The organism is Qipengyuania sp. HL-TH1 (assembly GCF_036365825.1).
Taxonomy (GTDB): Bacteria; Pseudomonadota; Alphaproteobacteria; order Sphingomonadales; family Sphingomonadaceae; genus Qipengyuania; species Qipengyuania profunda.
Map to the genome: position 1 here is coordinate 2760191 of NZ_CP142675.1, position 18848 is coordinate 2779038.

At 56.4% G+C, this 18848-nt stretch carries 18 protein-coding genes; 12 read left to right on the plus strand and 6 right to left on the minus strand.

The genetic code is table 11. The features are described from left to right. Nucleotides 1-128 precede the first annotated feature (128 nt). From traA to VWN43_RS14075, 7 genes are all read left to right on the plus strand, one after another. Complete coding sequence (gene traA, locus VWN43_RS14045; protein WP_320181313.1) at nt 129-3014, plus strand: Ti-type conjugative transfer relaxase TraA; 2886 nt, start codon at nt 129-131, stop codon at nt 3012-3014. A gap of 10 nt (nt 3015-3024) precedes the next feature. After that, nucleotides 3025-3777, plus strand: a complete 753-nt coding sequence (locus tag VWN43_RS14050; protein ID WP_320181312.1) for a DUF6118 family protein — start codon at nt 3025-3027, stop codon at nt 3775-3777. A 262-nt stretch (nt 3778-4039) separates the two neighbouring features. After that, nucleotides 4040-4483 carry a hypothetical protein gene (locus VWN43_RS14055; protein WP_305097667.1) on the plus strand — a complete coding sequence of 148 codons (444 nt, stop codon included), beginning with the start codon at nt 4040-4042 and terminating at the stop codon, nt 4481-4483. 6 nt (nt 4484-4489) lie between these two features. Beyond that, a complete protein-coding gene (locus tag VWN43_RS14060; RefSeq protein ID WP_320181311.1) occupies nt 4490-5050 on the plus strand; it encodes a GIY-YIG nuclease family protein in 561 nt (186 codons plus the stop codon). A gap of 421 nt (nt 5051-5471) precedes the next feature. Continuing rightward, nucleotides 5472-5939 carry an Arm DNA-binding domain-containing protein gene (locus VWN43_RS14065; protein WP_330768588.1) on the plus strand — a complete coding sequence of 156 codons (468 nt, stop codon included), beginning with the start codon at nt 5472-5474 and terminating at the stop codon, nt 5937-5939. Next, the gene (locus VWN43_RS14070) at nt 5939-6841 is read left to right on the plus strand and encodes a tyrosine-type recombinase/integrase (protein WP_420493563.1); all 903 of its coding nucleotides are present in this window, start codon (nt 5939-5941) and stop codon (nt 6839-6841) included. Before VWN43_RS14065 ends, VWN43_RS14070 begins: the two co-directional genes overlap by 1 nt. Nucleotides 6842-7202: 361 nt before the next feature. Continuing rightward, nucleotides 7203-8114, plus strand: coding sequence for a HEPN domain-containing protein (locus VWN43_RS14075; protein ID WP_320181310.1), 912 nt, complete (start codon nt 7203-7205; stop codon nt 8112-8114). A 56-nt stretch (nt 8115-8170) separates the two neighbouring features. Here the strand turns inward: VWN43_RS14075 and VWN43_RS14080 are convergent, their stop codons facing one another. Beyond that, complete coding sequence (locus VWN43_RS14080) at nt 8171-8710, minus strand: hypothetical protein (RefSeq protein WP_320181309.1); 540 nt, start codon at nt 8708-8710, stop codon at nt 8171-8173. A gap of 51 nt (nt 8711-8761) precedes the next feature. Between VWN43_RS14080 and VWN43_RS14085 the strand changes: the two genes are divergently transcribed. Continuing rightward, nucleotides 8762-9067 carry a hypothetical protein gene (locus tag VWN43_RS14085; protein ID WP_320181308.1) on the plus strand — a complete coding sequence of 102 codons (306 nt, stop codon included), beginning with the start codon at nt 8762-8764 and terminating at the stop codon, nt 9065-9067. Here VWN43_RS14085 and VWN43_RS14090 read toward each other — a convergent pair. The 4 genes from VWN43_RS14090 to VWN43_RS14105 all read right to left on the minus strand — a co-directional run bounded on the left by VWN43_RS14090 (nt 9020) and on the right by VWN43_RS14105 (nt 11996). Further along, nucleotides 9020-9259 (minus strand): transposase, encoded by a 240-nt coding sequence (locus VWN43_RS14090; RefSeq protein WP_227819624.1) that lies wholly within the window; start codon nt 9257-9259, stop codon nt 9020-9022. The genes VWN43_RS14085 and VWN43_RS14090 overlap by 48 nt on opposite strands. A gap of 8 nt (nt 9260-9267) precedes the next feature. Continuing rightward, nucleotides 9268-9690, minus strand: coding sequence for a hypothetical protein (locus tag VWN43_RS14095; RefSeq protein WP_048884301.1), 423 nt, complete (start codon nt 9688-9690; stop codon nt 9268-9270). After that, nucleotides 9687-11105 (minus strand): S1 family peptidase, encoded by a 1419-nt coding sequence (locus VWN43_RS14100; protein WP_320181306.1) that lies wholly within the window; start codon nt 11103-11105, stop codon nt 9687-9689. Before VWN43_RS14100 ends, VWN43_RS14095 begins: the two co-directional genes overlap by 4 nt. Nucleotides 11106-11229: 124 nt before the next feature. Next, nucleotides 11230-11996 (minus strand): IS5 family transposase gene (locus VWN43_RS14105; RefSeq protein ID WP_413840884.1). Its coding sequence is split into 2 segments (ribosomal slippage): nt 11230-11675 and nt 11675-11996, totalling 768 coding nucleotides; the frame shifts between segments, so codons are not numbered across the junction. A gap of 132 nt (nt 11997-12128) precedes the next feature. On the opposite strand from VWN43_RS14105, the gene VWN43_RS14110 reads away from it, so the two are divergent. The 3 genes from VWN43_RS14110 to VWN43_RS14120 all read left to right on the plus strand — a co-directional run bounded on the left by VWN43_RS14110 (nt 12129) and on the right by VWN43_RS14120 (nt 13455). Further along, nucleotides 12129-12389, plus strand: coding sequence for a hypothetical protein (locus tag VWN43_RS14110; protein ID WP_320181305.1), 261 nt, complete (start codon nt 12129-12131; stop codon nt 12387-12389). Beyond that, entirely contained in the window at nt 12389-12727 is a 339-nt protein-coding gene (locus tag VWN43_RS14115) for a hypothetical protein (RefSeq protein WP_330767611.1), read from the plus strand. The genes VWN43_RS14110 and VWN43_RS14115 overlap by 1 nt, the downstream gene beginning before the upstream one ends. 473 nt (nt 12728-13200) lie before the next feature. Beyond that, nucleotides 13201-13455, plus strand: coding sequence for a helix-turn-helix domain-containing protein (locus VWN43_RS14120; RefSeq protein WP_320181303.1), 255 nt, complete (start codon nt 13201-13203; stop codon nt 13453-13455). 10 nt (nt 13456-13465) lie between these two features. Here the strand turns inward: VWN43_RS14120 and VWN43_RS14125 are convergent, their stop codons facing one another. Beyond that, the gene (locus VWN43_RS14125; protein WP_320181302.1) at nt 13466-16837 is read right to left on the minus strand and encodes a type ISP restriction/modification enzyme; all 3372 of its coding nucleotides are present in this window, start codon (nt 16835-16837) and stop codon (nt 13466-13468) included. A gap of 218 nt (nt 16838-17055) precedes the next feature. Here VWN43_RS14125 and VWN43_RS14130 point away from each other — a divergent pair, with 218 nt between their 5' ends. Beyond that, nucleotides 17056-18831 carry a DUF262 domain-containing protein gene (locus VWN43_RS14130; RefSeq protein ID WP_320181301.1) on the plus strand — a complete coding sequence of 592 codons (1776 nt, stop codon included), beginning with the start codon at nt 17056-17058 and terminating at the stop codon, nt 18829-18831. The last annotated feature ends 17 nt before the right edge of the window (nt 18832-18848 follow it).

The window sequence follows — 18848 nt, forward strand, 5'->3', positions numbered from 1 at the left end:
TGTAATCCAATGCAGTAAGGTCGCCGGGACAATGTGAAACCGCCTAGTCCCGATCAGGATTTTATCATGAGAGGGCGCGCTTATACGTCGTGCCGACGCAGGCTTTGCGGTGTAACTGGATTGCCGTCATGGCAATCTTTCACTTCAGCGCAAAGGTCATCGGAAGGTCGAGCGGACGCAGTGCCGTTGCGGCGGCAGCCTATCGTGCAGGCGAGAGATTGCATGATGAACGCATCGACAGAACCCATGATTTCACCAACAAGGCAGGCGTTCTTCATTCCGAAGTGATGTTGCCCAAAGGTGCGCCTGAAGCCTTCGCCGATCGGGCCACTTTGTGGAACGCGGTCGAGGCCGCCGAAAAGCGCAAGGATGCCCAGCTCGCCCGAGAGGTCGAGTTTGCCCTGCCCCGCGAGTTGGCGAAGAAGGACAACATCAGGCTGGCACGCGAGTTCGTCAAAGCCGAGTTCGTCGAGAAGGGTATGATTGCCGATCTCAATGTTCATTGGGATATTGGCGAAGACGGCAAGGCCAAGCCGCACACGCATGTCATGCTCACCATGCGCGAGGTCACCAAGGACGGTTTTGGCGCAAAGGTTCGCGACTGGAACAAGACCGCGCTGATCGAGCAGTGGCGCGAGCGTTGGGCCGATCATGTGAACCGCGCGCTTGCGACACGCGACATAGACGCGCGGATGGATCACCGCAGCCTCGAAGCCCAAGGGATAGCGCTGGAGCCGCAGGACAAGATCGGCCCCGCCGCATCACGCATTGGCGGGCGCGGGCTGGAAGCCGAGAGGATCGAAGAGCACCGCGCCATTGCCCAACGCAATGGCGAACGGATCATTGCAACTCCGGGTTTGGCACTGGATGCGATCACGCACCAGCAGGCGACGTTCACCAGGCGCGATCTCGCCGCCTTCGTTCACCGGCACAGCGACGGCAAAGAACAATTCGACGCGGCCTACAATGCGGTGCGAGGTTCGTCCGATTTGATATCCCTGGGCAAGGATGGACGCGGGCAGGATCGCTTCACGTCACGCGCAATGATCGAGGCCGAACAGCGCCTGCATCGCGCCGCCGACACGATGGCACAGCGCACGGGTCACGCCGTCAATGATGTGCAACGAAATGCCGCCTTCGCGAACGCTTCAGGGCGCGGCCTGGTGCTGTCCGGCGAGCAGAAATCCGCCTTCGAGCATGTGACCAAGAGCAAGGGACTTGCCGTGGTCGTCGGCTACGCCGGGACCGGCAAAAGCGCGATGCTGGGCGTGGCGCGCGAGGCCTGGGAAAGTGCGGGCTCCACAGTACGCGGCGCAGCGCTGTCCGGCATCGCCGCCGAGGGGCTGGAGAACGGCTCCGGCATCGCGTCGCGCACTATCGCCAGCCTTGAGCACCAATGGGGCAAGGGACGCGAGTTGCTCACTTCCCGCGACGTGCTCGTCATCGACGAAGCGGGCATGGTCGGCACGCGCCAGATGGAGCGCGTACTGTCCCATGCTGCCAAAGCCGGTGCGAAGGTAGTCCTGGTCGGCGACCAGCAGCAACTTCAGGCCATCGAGGCAGGCGCGGCCTTCCGGGCGATCCAGGAACGCCACGGCGGCGTCGAGATCAGCGAAGTCCGCCGTCAGCTATCGGCTTGGCAGCAGGATGCGACCAGGCACCTCGCCACAGGCCGCACCGGCGAAGCGATCCGCAGCCATGAGGAACGCGGCATGGTCCATGCCGCCGACACGCGCGAAGCGGCCCGCGCGGCCTTGATCGACCGTTGGGATCAGGAGCGGCGGGCCAGCCCAGACGAAAGCCAGATCATCCTCACCCACACCAATGACGAGGTGCGCGAGCTGAACCAGATGGCGCGCGAGAAGATGCGCGAGGCTGGCGCGCTAGGTGCCGATGCCACGATCAAGTCGGCACGCGGCGAACGCCAGTTTGCATCGGGCGACCGCATCATTTTCCTGCGCAACGAGCGTGGGCTTGGGGTCAAGAACGGGACACTTGGCACGGTCGCAATGGCCAGCGTGCAGAGCATGGCCGTGCGCACCGATGATGGCCGCGAGGTCGCCTTCGAGACCAAGAACTATGGCCATATCGATCATGGCTACGCGGCCACGATCCACAAGGCGCAGGGCATGACGGTGGATCGTGCCCATGCGCTCGCCACTCCCGGCATGGACAGCCACTCGGCCTATGTCGCCATGTCGCGCCATCGCGAAGGGCTGGCGCTGCACTATGGGCGCGATGACTTTGCCGACCAGTCGAAGCTCGTCCGCACGCTCAGCCGTGAGCGCGGGAAGGATATGGCGGGCGATTACAAGCCCGAGCAGGCTTTCGCCGAACTGCGGGGCATCACCTTCCGCGAGCGGATCGTAAAGATGGTGCGGCAGGTGCCCGAACGCGCCAAATCGATCTTCGGAAACTTCCGTCCGCAGGCACGCCAGCTTGAGCCGCTTCCAGCACAAACGAACACGCAGAACAACCAGCGCCGTGCGGTCGAACGCTACGCCCGCGCGCTTGGCGATATCGGGACGATGCAGGCCCAGGGCTTGCCCGTCCTGCCGCACCAGAAGGACGCGCTGGAGAGGGCCGGAATGGCGCTCGAGGCGATCCGGCCCCATGCCGTCACCGACCTCGCCAAAGCGCTGGAGCGGCGTCCTGAACTGATTGCAGAGGCCGCAGGCGGGCGCAGCCAGGAAGTCTTGCGCGCCATGCAGCACGAAGCCGCCGTGCGCACCGATCCGGCGCTACGAACCGAGCGCTTTGTCAGCGACTGGCTGGGGCTGGCCGCTGCGCGCAAGCAGCTTGAGCAGCAAGGCGACCGCGCCGGCGCTGCCCGCGTATCGGCAAAGCAGAACGAGCTGGCGAAGTCGCTTGAACGCGATCCCCAGGTCGAAGGCCTGCTGCGTGGCAAGACCCGCGAACTTGGCATCGATCCGAAGCCGGAACGCAGCATCGCCAACGAACTCACCGCAACCCTCGCTCGCGAGCGCACCCGCGCCTTCGACATGGGCATTTAGGAGAACCGACATGGAAGACGACCACATCGACGAAGTGCAACTGGACCTCGAAGTGGAGGAGCCGCCAACCGCGCAGCCAGAAGCGGCGCAAGGATCCGATCCGGCAACGGAAGCCTTCGCCCGCCTAGAAGGCGAAATGACGATGGTGCGCCATACGGTCCAAAATATGGCGAGGGAACGAGCCGACATCTTGATCCCCGACTACACCTCCACCCTCGGCCAGATGGCCGATCAGTTGGCAAAGGTCTCCAAGACTTTGAGCACAATCGGCACCAAGCCTGCCATCGAGCTGACTCCGGAAGACATTGCAGTTCAGATCAAGCGCGCCTCGCTCGACATGCTGCGCGACAGCAGCGACCTGTTTCGCCAGGGCCGCGAAGACCTAGACAATGCAACCGGTCGGCTCGCTGCGATTGTAGGACGCGTCCGCACGGAGGCCGAGCAGAAGCGCCAGACCTGGCGCTTTGCTGGCATCGGGTTGGCTGCCGGTATGCTGCTTTGGTCGATCCTGCCCGGCACCATTGCCCGCGCCATGCCCGAAAGATGGCATTGGCCCGAAAGTATGGCTCGCAAGGCGGTTGGCGAACCGACCATCGTGGAAGCGGGCATCCGGTTGATCCGGTCTCAGAACCCCGAAGCCTGGGAGGAACTGGCTACAGCGCAGCTCATTCTGAGCGCAAACCGAGAAGCCTTGGATCGCTGCCATGAGCGGGCACGGAAAGCGGAAAAGTCTGTCAGTTGTTCAATTCAGATCAAGCCATGAAGGTTTGTGCTGGCACCAAGGTCGGATAGAACGACAAATCCTTGTTTGGCCAGCTTTGGTGCTTGTCGTGAAGTGAGATATACCGGGCCAACAAGATAAGCATGAGTTAATTTCTTCGACGCAGCCTATGATCCCTTTCACATTCGACCAGCTACGCCGTGTAATAGACGCGAGGCGAGGCACAACCAAACAAGATACGCTAGCTCGGCTTGGGGAGGCTCTGCTCTTTGTGCAAAGCGTTGAAGCCTCGTTTCGCTTTGTGATGACATTCGTCATACAGAAAGGGCAGGAAGGACTTGATCTCGAAAAGTGGGAAGCGCAGTCGAAAGCTGAACGGGAAAAAACTATTGGCTATTTCCTGAATCAACTCCGGTTCCGTGTTGACGTCGAACCTCAAATCGATTCCCGCCTTTCGACGTTTCTCAATATCCGCAATCAGATGGTTCATCGACTCGAAGAGGTACCAGGCTGGGGTCTTGAAGACGAAGCTTCGTTGAGAATCTCGAATGACTTCCTAACGGAGGTCTTTGCAAACTGCTTTTTCGTCTATTTCTGGCTGTCCGGAGTCACAAAGAGCTGGGCGACACAGGCAGGCTTCACAACGCAGTATGATGATCACGAAGTTATGAAGATCATCGACGAGCATTTCGTCCCACTCGCGGAGTGGTCGCTCGCCGCCAAGGAGACCGTACCGAGATCGGACTGAGATGTTATGCCAGATTTCCTTCAAACCAGCCCTCTGTATCAACTCTCCGATGTGCGTCGCAATAAGGCGATGCTGCCTACCGACCGGGGTGTTTACGGGTTTTACTTCGGGATGGCGCCAGGGATCGCCCCAATCGATGGAGCCTTTTGTCGCGGAAAGCTTAGCCTTCTCTATATAGGCACCGCAGGTGCTGACCGCGCGAGGCGCGGTACGTTGCGCAACAGGCTGGGTCAGAACCACCTTGGCGGGAACGAGCGTCGTTCGACGATCTGTCTGACACTGGCTTCACTATTACCCGACGTCGCTGGACCTAGCGTTCTGCGTATCGAAAAGGGCAAGGCCAAATTCCACACTTCTCCTCAAGGAGCAGCGCGGCTCCGCAACTGGATGGATGAGAATATTTACGCCTGCTGGATCACCGATCCTCGACCGGCTGAAGCCGAACAGGACTTGGTCAAAAGTTACAGGACGCCCCTGAACATCGACTTCTCCACCCATCCTTTCGCCCCCACGTTGAGTGAGTTGCGAAACAATCGACGGGCAGCGGCGAGAGCGCTGACCGCTTGAGGGCGTTGATTTGCCATTCAGCCAGGTATCGGATGTACCAAGTACGATCGCGTCGTGTGCGGGCGATGCCCAGATTCGCGTGGATTCGCTGCTCTGCAGGTGCCTTCTGAAGAGGGCAAGTGCGGCTACCGAGCGTCCCGGAGTGCCCCAGAATGTGCTGGAAAAGCCCGCACATTGTGTGGGGTCAATCGTAGGAACTACTTCTGCGATTTTCTAGAAAGTAGAGCAATCACAACGCCCTAAGGCAGTTGACTGGCGCACCCGACAGGATTCGAACCTGTGGCCTCTGCCTTCGGAGCCGGTACAGAACGGGTACGCCAGACTACGAAATACTACTCTAAACTACTGTTTTGTATAGATTTAGATTGAACTCGGATTTCGCTGGCGTACCCAAATCTACGCCCCGGTTTTCCTCCGAGTGATGACACCACAGTTACTCAAAAACGGGGCTCTGGAAACGGAGATCGCCGTGGTCAAATTAACGAAGCGCACTGTCGAGGCAGCCAAGTCTCAGGTGAAAGACTACATCATTTGGGATGAAGAGCTACCCGGTTTTGGGCTCCGAGTATACCGGTCGGGCAAGCGCAGCTATGTAATCCAGTATCGACAGAGGGGACGCGCGAGGCGGCTCACGCTTGGATTGCACGGCGTGTGGACAGCGGAACTGGCTCGCCGAGAAGCGAAGGCTCAGTTGGGACGTGTCGCGGGAGGCGACGATCCGGCAGAGGAGCGCCTTGAAGATCATCGTGCGATCACGATGAAGGGCCTCTGCAAGCGCTACATTCAGGACCTCGATGATGGCCTGATTCTCGGCAAGGGGGGCGCCCGAAGAAGCAATCGACCATCGATACCGATATCGGTCGGATCAAGAGACACATCATTCCCCTGATCGGAACCCGGCGCGTCAAGGATCTGACCAGAGCGGATATGGTCAAGATCATGCGCGACATCATGGCGGGTCGGTCGAGGATCATTGTCAAAACCAAGAAGCTACGGGGAAAGTCCATCGTGAGGGGCGGTCCTGGCACTGCTACCCGGACCCTGGGCCTCATTGGTGGGATACTCTCATACGCCATTGATCTGGGGATCATCGAACACAATCCCGCGCACGGCATCAAGAAGCCGAAATACAAAGTGCGCGAGCGGCGGTTGACCGAAGCTGAGTACGGCATTTTGGGGAACATGTTGCGAGATGCGCAGGCGCAAGAAAAGTTCTGCCCGACAACGGACATCATCCGTCAGATTGCGCTAACAGGGTGCCGACGCGGCGAGATCATCAATCTCAAATGGTCCGACGTGGACCTGGATGGCAGTTGCCTGCGGCTTTCTGAAAGCAAGGAAGGCAGATCGATCCGGCCCATCGGCCTGCCTGTTGTCGAATTTCTCGAGACACAGCGTAACACTGCCACGGGTAGCTATGTGTTCCCGGGTTACGGCGATGACACCGCTTTTGGCGGCTTCCCAAATCACTGGAACGCCTTGTTTAGCGGCTCACCATTGGAGGGGGTCACAGCCCATGTCTTGCGTCATAGCTTTGCGAGCATCGGCAATGATCTCGGATTCACCGAAATTACAATCGCCGCGCTGCTAGGGCACGCCAAGGGTTCGATCACCAGCAGATATATCCACGTGCTGGACGCGACGTTGGTCACTGCCGCCGACATGATTGCGGGGTATGTCAGCGCTTTGCTCAATGGCACGAACTTCCAGCGAGGCAGCTTTGCACTGGACCGCACTGCACGAAAGAGCGCCATGAGCGAATTCATCGCCGAGCGCGCAGCTGGATCATGAAATAGGTTCCGATGCAAACCTGCCAGCACACTCTTACTGCAAACGCGATTCAAGCCCCCTCCCCAGAAATGGGGATGGCTAACCCTGTGGATAAAACTGTGGGCTCTTCGGACTATCAGGAACCGCTGGACTCGGACGATCAGGAACCGAAAGCTCGGACTATCGGGAACCGAAACCACCTTCAAACATCTGGCATTGTTGGAAAATATGGCCCCTTAACTATGCTAACAAACAATCCTGTCGGATTGTTGCTAACGCGGCAGACTGCGCGCGGCTCCTCAGCGCTTTGGGATGCGCCGTCGCCGCGCACCTCGCGACTTGGCGGGTGCAAGAATCTCAAGCGCTTGCTAGGAATTGAGCGATGAAGACCGACCTCGATCATCTGCCCCCGCAAAAACAACGCGAGCTTGAACGCGTAGTGCAGCTGATCTTCGAAGAATTTGATGATTCCTTCGCGCTAGCCAAGCATGACTGGAAGAAGGCCGGGCGCATCCTGAAGGTCATTCTCTACGGCAGCTATGCGCGCGGCACCTGGGTCGACGAACCACACACTGCAAAGGGCTACCAGTCGGATTACGACCTTTTGGTGATCGTCAATGACAGCAGACTGACCGACCGAGTGAAGTACTGGTCCAAGCTCGATGACCGGTTGATGCGCGAGTATGGTGTAACCGGGACGATCAAGACGCCGGTCAACTTCATCGTCCACACGCTTCAGGAAGTGAACGATGGCCTTGCGCATGGGCGCTACTTCTTCATGGATGTGAAGCAGGACGGGGTCGCGCTTTACCAGTCTGACGACACCGAGCTGCACACGCCCAAGCCGAAAACGCCCGAACAGGCGCTTGCGATGGCGCAGGAATATTTCGATGAGTGGTTCAAGTCATCGATGCGCAAGTTCAAGCTTACGCAAGATGCGGTGGATCAGGAGTTTTTCAAAGAAGCTGCATTTCTAATGCATCAAGCGACCGAGAGCTTGTACCACTGCGTGCTGCTGGTCTGCACCTTCTACACGCCACACGTGCACAATCTCGGCTTCCTGCGCACCCAGGCTGAGCGGATCGATGCGCGCCTTACCTATGTCTGGCCGCGCGACACACGGCAGGACCGCGCGCGCTTCGAGAAGCTCAAAGAAGCCTACGTCAAAGCGCGCTATTCGAAGCACTACCGCATCACCAAAGAAGAGCTCGAATGGCTCGGTGAGCAAGTCGAGGAGCTAGGCCGCGTCGTGCATGAGCTGTGTTCGGAGCGGCTTGAAAAGCTCAAGGCTTAGTTGAACGCCACAAATTAAACAGTCACGAAGCTCCACCCCCCACGTGCAAGAGTGCGCTAGCTTTTTCGTTTTCTGCTTTTCGCCTTCGTAACTTGCGCAGGCTTTTTAGCATTTCCTGACTTGGAACTGGCAAGTTTCTCACCGCCCAGCACGAACGTTGGTTCCCAAGGGGTGACCAGCGCATTCACGATCTCACGCGAGAGATTAACCAGTTCACGCATCTCTCGCTTGTTTGCGAACGCACCTTGGTGGACGATGGCGTTGCGCTTCTTGTTCAGTCGCTCGGAGCGCTTTTTGAGTTTGCCGAGCGCCTTCTTTCGCGTCTCGTCTTGCTCAGCAGGTATGATCAAACGGCCAAATTTTCCATCGATGCCATTGGCCCATCTTAGCAGGGAATCTACGAACTCCGGCGAGAATTCGCTTTCACTTTCGAAGCGCTTTCTTATCGCGATGTTGGCGGCAATCTCGGCGGCAGTAGCAGCTCTTACGATTGCTGTGGACCATTCCTTCCGGCGTTCGATAATCCCTTCGATCTTCTTCCACTGAGTCTGAAGCTTCTCGAGATCTTCGCGATCATCATAAGGTGTCTTGCCCATGTGTTGCTGATCGCATGCGCGTCACGGAATGAACAGTGCTAGAAAGCTTGCATGAGCGAAAGAGGAACCAAGATCACCTTTGGTGGGCGTCAAGCGCGCGCCCTCTGCAACATGAGCCATTCGGCGCGTCTCGACTTTATCGCCGAGGGCCTGCCGGTTGTACTTCAAAGTGCGCGGGGCTTTTGGCGAGCGGCGGAAACGCTTAAGGAGCGACCGCGCGAGGCGGCAGTGCTCGCGGGCTTCGCGGAGGAAGAGTCAGCGAAGGCCCTTATCCTCATCGATCTAGGCTCTGTTGACAAACTGATTGGTCTAGAGGCGAGCGGCGGCGATATGTATGAAGCCGAGGTAGCTTGCTGATGTTTTGTCGTATCGGGTTGCGAGACGGCGTGAGCATTTGAGCTTCGCGAAGCACCGTTCGATGCGGTTTCGCAACGCGTAGGTGACGGTGTCGTGGGGTATTGGCTCTTTGCGGTTGGCCTTGGCCGGGATCACCGGCGTTCCGCCACGTAGCGCAATGGTGCTTCGGATATGGTCGCTGCCATAGCGCACGAAGGCAGCTACCCTCCGACCAATAACAACTCATAGTCGCAATCGGCTGGGACAGCATTCCGCAAGGTGACCGCATTTGTCGGCACAACGCCTCCACCAATTGATAGCGGAGTGCCGAATGCAATCTCTTTGGATCCGTCTATTGTTATTCCTGTCTGAGTTATGGCAACATCTGTGGCTTCCGAAAAGACAGCAAGATAGACCGCCTCCCCTCCGCCTGCGAATACCAGACAACCACTTCGGATCGCATATTCTCCGGTGAATAAAGCAGCGTAAGGGGTTTCTCGGTCTTCAACCCGGCGTCCGATAAAAACCGATTCTGCCTGCGCTACTTTTTGATTTTCTTGAAGCACTGGGGAAGTGTCCGGTGTCACTTCGGTAGAGCATCCGGCAACCAGGATGAAGATCGGAATGAGCCCAGCAATTCTCATTGTGTGACAATCGTAATGAGCTGTTGATCATCGACATAATCGATGGGCATATGGATCATTTTGCAATCCGGACCGACATCGGGATATGAAGAATTCCCTTCCATAAACGGCAGGCACGGACGCTCATCGCCGCTAAAATTCACCTCACCTTTAGCGTTCCGGGTCGGATCGTGGATTGTTGCAGCAGTGACGATACCTGCAGCTTTGATGCCTCCGGCAGTGGTCGGCTCGGTGAATACGGCGCCTCCGCTATCACCTGATACTGCGTAGATGAATGCACTCGACAAGCCGGTTTCGATCCAACCTTTTATGCCGTTGAACGTGTAGTAGCCGTGCGTAATCTGGCCGCATGTTAGACCAGTCGAGCGCCCGGATTTGCACAAGACCTGTCCAACTTTCTGGTCATAATATCCCCACGTCCCTTTCACTGCGTAATAACCTTCAGCAGATTGAGATGCGATAATGTTCTTGCTAGAGTCGAGAGTATGATCGTCGCTCGGCCTAAAGCCTTTAAAATCAATTTTGCCAGGACCATTATCAAACCACACCCAAGCGCCGTTATTTAAACCATCGGTCCGATGAAATTGGTAATCGTATTTCGTGCCTGGCCCTATCCATTCTTTTTCGAACGTGAGAGACACCCAATGCGGGACGCCAGAGCGCTGATAATATATCCTCGGATTGTTAGCGCAGTGTGCGGCTGTGAGTATGATTGGACGATTTAGGTTGTCTTTTGCGTTGAAAGCGAACGAGCAGACGTATCGCGAAGCATCCGCAGTCGAGTCTGAGAATGACCAACCACCGTATACTCCGTCTCCAGATTGCATACCTGTTGCCTGCATCTGGCTCGGAACAGAGCCCTTCTTGATTTGGACAAAGCTCATCAAATCTTGCGGCAAGGCCTGCCGGATTAGTCCGACTCCACTATCCAAGCTCGTTTCGATGACGAGACTGTCATTTTTGTGCTCATAATAAGATACGTAGTTGATGTTTAACGGCAAAAGCGCTTGAATTACCCGGTCGATGCGAACTTCGATTTCTGCTTCAGAAAATTTCACCTTCTTGGTTTGCAGATAACGTCTCATTTGTGGTGAGACCATCTTCCGCAGCGCTTGAGCGTCTGTGTTGTCTTTGACGGCGACGACTATCTTGTAAACCGGTGAATGTTCGATCCATATACCGCCAAAACCGTCCGGGTTGCTACTTTTCAACTGAGTCGCAAAAGCACTTACTTCCTCTTCCAGCGAGATGCGTTCATCGGCCTCAGACTGGGATAAGCCATATAGGTCCATAAGGTAAGCGACACCTGCGCTTACGTCGCTGGTAGCTGCTGACACTGGTGGCGGTGGAGCCTCCTGCGCTGCTAACGAACTGGTTGTCAAAAGCAACGATAATACTGCGACAGGCTTCAACATATTACGCTTCCCTTTTCCCTATTTGAGCTAGGGTCGACTGTTCGGAGCGGATGTCAAGTGGGAACGAGTTATTTTTCTATTCACATTGGTTGAAACTATTGTGATTGTAGCGACCGGTAATCCGCTAGGCTCTGTTGACAAACTGATTGGTCCAGAGGCGAGCGGCGGCGATATGTATGAAGCCGAGGTAGCTTGCTGATGTTTTGTCGTATCGGGTTGCGAGACGGCGTGAGCATTTGAGCTTCGCGAAGCACCGTTCGATGCGGTTTCGCAACGCGTAGGTGACGGTGTCGTGGGGTATTGGCTCTTTGCGGTTGGCCTTGGCCGGGATCACCGGCGTTCCGCCACGTAGCGCAATGGTGCTTCGGATATGGTCGCTGTCGTAGCCCCGGTCAGCCAAGAACACGCGAGCCGTCGGTAGGTCATCATCCACCAGAGCATCGAAGCCTTTGAAGTCGGAGACCTCGCCGCCAGTTACTTCCGCCCGGACAGGGAGGCCGTGAGCGTTGGTAATGAGGTGAATTTTGGACGTGAAGCCACCTTTTGAACGGCCAAAACCCTGTCTTTGAGTCCCCCTTTTGCGCCCGCTGCCAAGTGGTGCGCGCGGATAACAGTGCTGTCGATCATCTGGACGCTGTCTGGCACCGCGCCGCTGTCATTGAGGGCATCGAGCACCAACTCCCACAGCCCTAACAAGGTCCAGCGCCGAAACTGGCGATAGACGCTCGACCACTTGCCGAACTCTTCAGGCAGATCACGCCAGGCAGCACCAGTGCGAGCAATCCAGAAAATGCCATCCAGAACAAGCCGGTGGTTGGAGGCAGGCCGACCGCCTTGCCCACGCACCGCCATCAAAAAGGGTTCAAAGAATGCCCACTCCGCATCCTCCATCAGCAACCGCGCCAAGATAACCTCCGCAAAAGCTATCTTGAATCACAACTCAGCCCGTTTGTGAATCCAGTTTGTCAACAGGGCCTAGTCCGATGCCCTAAGCCTGAGGTGGGTAAGCGCATTGGGAGGATCGTGAAGAAGACGCTCTACGATCATCTTTCTCGTATGATATATGCGAAAGCTCAGTCGTGGCTGCCTGCCAATGTCGCGCAGCTGCAAGAGTATATCGATCACGAAAGGCAAGGGCACTATCTCGAAGGTGGCATGAGCGAATACATCGTTCCCAACTGGTCGCTCTATCAGCGTGAGAGCACCATGTATGCCGACATCGAGGTCCATGAAGAGGCATTCCGCAGTGGAATGATCCCAATCGCTGGTCCGACTCTACAATGATGATGCGACCCATTGCATTGGACCTCGTCGAAGCACTTGAGGCTCTGGGGGTACTAACACGCTCGGGCCTTCAGGCGACCAGTGAAGTTTGGAGCAGTGTCGATTTTGTGAACGATGAGGGACCAGTGGAAGCGCGTGAGCTGACAAAACAACTTGCCGCCCGACTGGACTCGGAAGGCTTGATCTCAGATTGCGGCACCGAGCAGCATGCTCGGCTATTATTCAATCACTGGCAGCTTCCGATGTACAACATGGACTTAGACTTGATCCATGTACCGTTGGAACAACTTGAGGCTGAACGCGACGCCGCCTTCTGGAACGAGGTCGGCGGCTACTGAGCGGCAAACACCGCGCGCTACCATCAGAATTGAATGTCCGCAGGCGTCCGATTTATGATGGCTTTTACGATGGCAAGATAAAAGCACCGCCGTCGGTCGGGGTACATGTGGTTGGTATTGCTAGGCAAATTGCGACGGCGCTCGAGACTGCGCTGCGGCGGTTCTGCTGGAAAGCCCTTTGTTCTCAATGCAAAGTGCGATGGCGCTTCCCTCAATCAAGCTCATTTCGAAATTTCGGCGCATCGGTTTATCGGTCCACATCTGTCCGCGCAGACGCAGTCGCATTCAATTGGAAGATGCTTGGCTGAGCTTCGGGACAACAGCGTAGAAACGGAGGCCTCAGAGTAAGAATGTCATGTGGCGCAATTGGCCTGAATCGACTGATAATTGATGTCGATGGCGGGCTGACCTGCTCCCCTCCATGTCCCCGAGGTCGGTCCGTCATCACCCGAACGATTAAAGGACCGACCGGCATGCCGACAGCAGAAACGAGCGACAAACGGCCCAAGCAAAGACGCCTGTCCGCCATTGAACCGGTCGCGATGCGTGTGCCCGAAGCATGCCGCTACCTCGGGATAGGTCGCAGCACCCTCTACGTGCTCATCGGCGAAGGCGAGATCGAATTCATCAAGCTAGGAAGTGCCACGCTTGTGCTTACCAGAAGCCTGAGAAACTTGGTCGAGCGCAGACGTGCAGTTCTAACCCGAAATACGAACATGGAAACGTGAAATGAGAGCCTCAATTAGAAGCTGGCTTCCCCTCGATCCAGGGCACAGCGCAGTCGCGGGCCTTGGCGTGGGCAGCGTCGAGAGCAGGTCCCATACAGAGGATTTCGGTAATGCGCCGCGCGGTCTTGGTGAAGTGGAGAGCCTCGGCTCCCGAAAGTGCGCGACCGAGGACGTCGAGCTCGCGGTAGGAAAGCCATTTCTTAAGCACTTGATATCCGCCTAGTGTATATTCCCAGACGTTCTCTGGAATACTCTCCCACATAGCACCCGCGTTGATTTCAACGTCAACTGCGCGCGTACCGATCAGTTCGAGCAACGCGTCAGGCTCTAGATCATGACGATCCGCGAGATGCGCAAGAGCATCACGCTCAGCTTCGGTCCATGCGCGTTCCGTGGTTTTGCCAACGCCGGGCATCACAAGACGAGTGCCGTTTTCGCGGCGCTGGCTGTAGCCCCAGCCAGTCGTCACTTCGAACGACTTGCCACGTGGCGGCGCGATTACTGAAAGGCCCGCCAGCAATGAGCCTCGGGTCACACCGTCGATTTCGACTTCTGCATCAAGCAGAGCCGAGAGCCGTGAGCCCAGCTCGGCAGACATTCTGAAAGCCTCTACATCTCCGGGAAACGGTATGCGCGGCCAATCGATTCTCAGGGCATCGATATAGTCAATTTCGTACGACGGTGCGTTAAGTGTTGCGAGGATGTGATCGAACAGCTGATCACTTGAGATGCCTCGATCCGCCAATTCTTTCTTGAGCGATTTTGCAATGTTCGGTTCGAGGTTGTGGCTGTCTTGCCGTACAGTAGCCGGAAAGATTGCGACGTTGCTTTCTACCAAGTGATGGTCGCCAAGGACGCTAATCGACTGTGGGTTGTAGAATATGCCCATGCGATTGCGCTCACCAGCCGTCAGGAAACGATTGTCGAAACTCGTGTTGCCAAAAAATTCGGGCCGCTTTTCGTCGATCAATTTTGTGTCTGGATCCCAGTATGCCCAACGCACGTCGAAAGGTCGATAAGCGTACCTGACGACTTCTCCCAGTGCGTGCTTTCGGTCCATCAGCATCTTTCGAGTTTCCGAAGGATCGTATCGTGACGAAGCATTCATCAATGCTGGGAATGCTGTTTTCAATTCCGAATTGGAGACATTGGTGTCGAAGTATTGTTCGATGCGCTTTTCCAGAGCTTCACGATCGACATCGACAAGAAACTCATCGCGGCTTGTTTTTACGCCGGCAAAGTTCACTGGCAGCAATTCAGGCAAGCGCGGCCACTCGAAATAAGCTTCGTCGACATCGGAAGGCATGAATTGAAGCCTCATCGGCAACGATGGCGTGAGCTTTTCGTATAAAATCACAGGGTCCGCCTCGGCTGTCGCCGTCAGCGTCTCACGCTTCGCAGTTCCCCATAAGTCCCGATACGATATTGTTTCCGAGGGGCTGTGGTCCTTCTTCCGCACCAGTGTCGCGATTGCGGTGCCAACCTGTATGCCTGCAGGATTGGCGGGCGTGGAAAAAATCGACGGGTCAGGCAGTCCCTCAGGCGTTTTCTTGCCGGTTTTGTATTTGTCACCATTTAGGCAATCGACGGTGATGCTGTCGAAAACGTCGAGGTAGCGCTCGCGCATTCCAGGGCAACTCAAGCTATCGAGCCAGCTATAGTTCGAAATGAATGAGATCACGCCTTCACCGGTCTTTTCCGCAATGCGACTTTCGGCCATGCGAAAGAACCGGACATAGAGTTCGTTCAGACCTTGCCCTTGCGGCGGCGCGACCTTTTTTACCTGGCGGTAGGCATTTGAAAGGGCGCGCTCTTCGGCATTGTCTGAAATCCCTGCAAAGCCATCATATGGAGGGTTACCAAGGATAACGAGGATCGGGCTTGCTTGCTTAATCGCATCGGCGGAAGCGCGTTCAGCCTCCAGCTCGGGGAACGGCAACGGCTTGTTCGTGTGTGGCTCCCACCCAGTCAGCGCATTGGTCAAATAGATCGCCGGGCGAGAATCTCCCGCTAGCGGAGCATCCATTTCAGCAAGCGTTATACCAGCTTGCATGTGCGCAACGACAAACGGAGCGGGCATAATCTCGAAACCGAAGACGCGGTTCTTTGCTGCATCACGCAGCCGGTCCGCTAACGCGCTGCCAAGTCCGTGATTTTCAAGGTTCGCGCGAATTCGTCTCAGAACTGCATTTACGAAGCCACCCGTACCGCAGCACGGGTCGAGCACATACACGCGCTCGTCGGCAAGCCCATCGGCGATGCCCAGTTCCTCGCGCAGCGCATAGTCTACTCTTGCCACCATGTAGTCGACGACCTCAGCGGGAGTATACCAGACGCCGAATTGCTTCCTAAGCTTCGGGTCGAAGGCCTTTAGGAAGGGCTCGTAGAAATACTGGACAGCCTCTCCGTCATCGAACCGCTTGAGAAATTCAGCAGCGTCGATCCGGTTTAGTGTATGGCCCGTCCAGTCCAGCACCTCGACTAGATCGAGTTGCTTGATGTGCTGCGGTGCAGTCAGCTGCTGGAAAAGGGTCTGAATGAATGGGACGTGCAAACTCCAGCCCGCCGAACGCCAATCAAATTGCGCCGGTTTCCGCGGCACGGTCCGTGCCCAGATCACCCAAGCCGAGAACAGCCCGTAGAAGAGCGTCTGGACAAGTGTCGAACGAAAGAAATGATCGCCTTTCTCGCCCTCAAAGGTGATGCCGAGGGCATCTTCAAGCGCTGTCCGCACAGTCTTGAGCGCGGGTAACTCGCCCGCCATTTCCACGCGGTCCAGAGCATCGCGCGCGTATGACGCTATGAACCACGCCACGTCTTTCGGCTGTACCAGCGCCACATTCTGGGTAAGCGCGCGCTTAAGGTATTCGACGAAGGCGAGCCCAACGTTCTTTGCCGACGCAGCCGGTGTTTTAACCAGCGCCCAAAAGTCAGCCGGATTTTCGGCTAGTTCGAACGCTTCAAGCCGTGTGGCCTGTCCATTTATATCTTCTCCGACGAGCTGAAACGCTCGAAGATTGGTAACCAATACGAGCCGATACGCATCAAAGTATTTGCTCAGCTGGGTGGGTGTCGAGGTAAAGAGGCTGGCATCGTCGACCCCCTTGACCTCGATTACGCCGCGTTCCGGTAGCTGGCCCTTGCGGGGCTCTCCTTTTTGAAGCTGACTTGCAGCGAACAGCCCGAAGTCGGGGCTGCCTGCACCGGTGTTTGCCAATTGGGAAAGCGGCAAGACTTTCGGGCTTAGCGATGCGCCGATCCGTTCCAGCAAGGTGCTGAGTGCCGGATAATATGCAGTTTCCGGCGTTCCGGCCCCAAGGGCCCGAACCTTACGGACCGCCTCGAAAAACTCTTCGGCAATTTCAATCGGATCGAGCGCCACACATCCCCCTTCACTTTCGTCCTCGACTAGCGCAACCGGTGCGCAAGCGCGACTGCGGAATCATCGTTGTGCTCGCATTCGTGCGGTGCAATGGAGACGTGCAGCAGATTTGACTACTTGACTGCATCACCTGCGGTCACTTCTTGTTCTTGGATCGGCAGAACATGTAGATCAGCACCAATCAACTAGTTTAAATCGAGGAAATTGGGGGGAAAAGGATGTATAAGCCAGGAGGCACAATCGCCGCAGCGCTGGAGAAAATCCAACGTAAGTCATATGTGCTTCCGGCAATCCAGCGCGAATTCGTCTGGAAACCTGAGCAGATTGAGCGCCTGTTCGACAGCCTGATGCAAGGCTACCCGTTTGGCACTTTCCTCTTCTGGACGGTCAAACCGGAAACGAGCGGCAGCTTCAAATTCTACGATTTCGTTCTGCACTACCACCAGCGCGATGCCGCCCATTGTCCCGAGTTGCCAACATTGCACGATCAGACGGTCACAGCCGTTCTCGACGGTCAACAGCGACTGACTGCGCTCAATATTGGGCTCCGTGGTTCGATGGCGATGAAATTACCGAGCAAGTGGTGGACGAACCCCGACGCCTTCCCGAAAAGGACGCTCCGCCTTAATTTGCTTGCGTCATTGGAGCCTGACGAGGACGGGATTGTCTACGATTTTCGGTTCATGGACGATGCTCAAGTCGAGCGCAGCGAAGAGGCGTTCTGGTACAATGTGCCCGACGTCATGGCCGTCAACGACGTGACCGACCTTAATGACTGGCTGGTCGATGCCGGTCTCACAGGGGACCCCTTCAAATCCGCCTTCAGGATGTTGACTAAACTCTATCACGTCGTGAAGACCAACCAATTGATGTACTACTACGAAGAGGAAGCTCAGGACGTTGAACGGGTCCTAAACATCTTCATTCGGCTCAATTCTGGTGGAACAATTCTTTCTTATTCCGACCTATTGCTCAGCATCGCGGTCGCGCAATGGAAGAAAGTCGATGCCCGTTCAGAGATTCACAGTCTGGTCGATGAGATCAACCGGATTGGCACCGGTTTCACGCTGAGCCAGGATTTCGTTCTGAAAGCCGGACTAATGCTGTCTGACATCGCTAGTGTCGGCTTCAAGGTCGAGAACTTCACTCAAGCCAACATGGAGAGGCTTGAAGCCAATTGGCCGCAAATTCGCGCTGCCTTGGTCCGGACTGTGGAGCTGGCCGCGAGCTTCGGTCTGAATGGCCAGACACTTCGCGCGGACAGCGCCCTACTTCCCATTGCCTATTATCTATATCACCGGAAAGCCCCGGCGAACTATGCAGTTAGCAATCAGTTCGCCGCCGACCGTGCCGTTATCCACTCCTGGCTCATACGTTCATTGCTTAAAGCATCCGGCATTTGGGGAAGCGGCCTCGACACATTCCTCACCGCCTTGCGAGAAGTGATACAGCAGAAGGGCGAAGAGTCATTTCCGGCGCGGGAACTCGAACTGGTCATGGACGCGCGTGGCAAGTCGCTTACGTTCTCGCCAGCCGAGGTCGAAGACATGTTGTCGATGCAATACGGAGACAAACGCATGTTTGCGCTGCTGTCGATGCTGTTTCCCTTCGTCAATCTGCGCAACCAATTTCACATGGACCATGTCTTTCCGATCTCACGGTTCACGACAGCCAAGCTGCGCAAAGCTGGCTTCGCTGAGGATAGGATCGAGGACCTCGCTCGGATGGCGAACGAATTGCCCAACTTGCAGTTGCTCGAAGGCACCACCAATACCGAGAAACGCGATGCCTTGCCCGCGAAGTGGCTTTCGAGCCATTATCCCAATGCCGGTGATCGGGCGCACTATTGTGCGATGCATGAACTTGGGGACATTCCCGACACGCTCGAAGATTTCGAGCAGTTTCATACCGACCGCCGCGAACGTCTTCGGGCGCGGATCAATGACGTTCTGGCGGTGCAAAAAGACGGAACGACCGGACAGGCTCAAATTTGAAGCTTACGCGAATTGCC

Bases quoted from the DNA above. Each gene is read 5' to 3' on its own strand.
- VWN43_RS14050 (WP_320181312.1), top strand. From the start codon at position 3,025: ATGGAAGACGACCACATCGACGAAGTGCAACTGGACCTCGAAGTGGAG.
- VWN43_RS14100 (WP_320181306.1), bottom strand. From the start codon at position 11,105: ATGTTGAAGCCTGTCGCAGTATTATCGTTGCTTTTGACAACCAGTTCG.
- VWN43_RS14120 (WP_320181303.1), top strand. From the start codon at position 13,201: ATGCCGACAGCAGAAACGAGCGACAAACGGCCCAAGCAAAGACGCCTG.
- VWN43_RS14130 (WP_320181301.1), top strand. From the start codon at position 17,056: ATGTATAAGCCAGGAGGCACAATCGCCGCAGCGCTGGAGAAAATCCAA.
- VWN43_RS14085 (WP_320181308.1), top strand. From the start codon at position 8,762: ATGAGCGAAAGAGGAACCAAGATCACCTTTGGTGGGCGTCAAGCGCGC.
- VWN43_RS14055 (WP_305097667.1), top strand. From the start codon at position 4,040: ATGACATTCGTCATACAGAAAGGGCAGGAAGGACTTGATCTCGAAAAG.
- VWN43_RS14060 (WP_320181311.1), top strand. From the start codon at position 4,490: ATGCCAGATTTCCTTCAAACCAGCCCTCTGTATCAACTCTCCGATGTG.
- VWN43_RS14080 (WP_320181309.1), bottom strand. From the start codon at position 8,710: ATGGGCAAGACACCTTATGATGATCGCGAAGATCTCGAGAAGCTTCAG.
- VWN43_RS14095 (WP_048884301.1), bottom strand. From the start codon at position 9,690: ATGAGAATTGCTGGGCTCATTCCGATCTTCATCCTGGTTGCCGGATGC.
- VWN43_RS14075 (WP_320181310.1), top strand. From the start codon at position 7,203: ATGAAGACCGACCTCGATCATCTGCCCCCGCAAAAACAACGCGAGCTT.
- VWN43_RS14065 (WP_330768588.1), top strand. From the start codon at position 5,472: ATGACACCACAGTTACTCAAAAACGGGGCTCTGGAAACGGAGATCGCC.
- traA (WP_320181313.1), top strand. From the start codon at position 129: ATGGCAATCTTTCACTTCAGCGCAAAGGTCATCGGAAGGTCGAGCGGA.
- VWN43_RS14115 (WP_330767611.1), top strand. From the start codon at position 12,389: ATGATGCGACCCATTGCATTGGACCTCGTCGAAGCACTTGAGGCTCTG.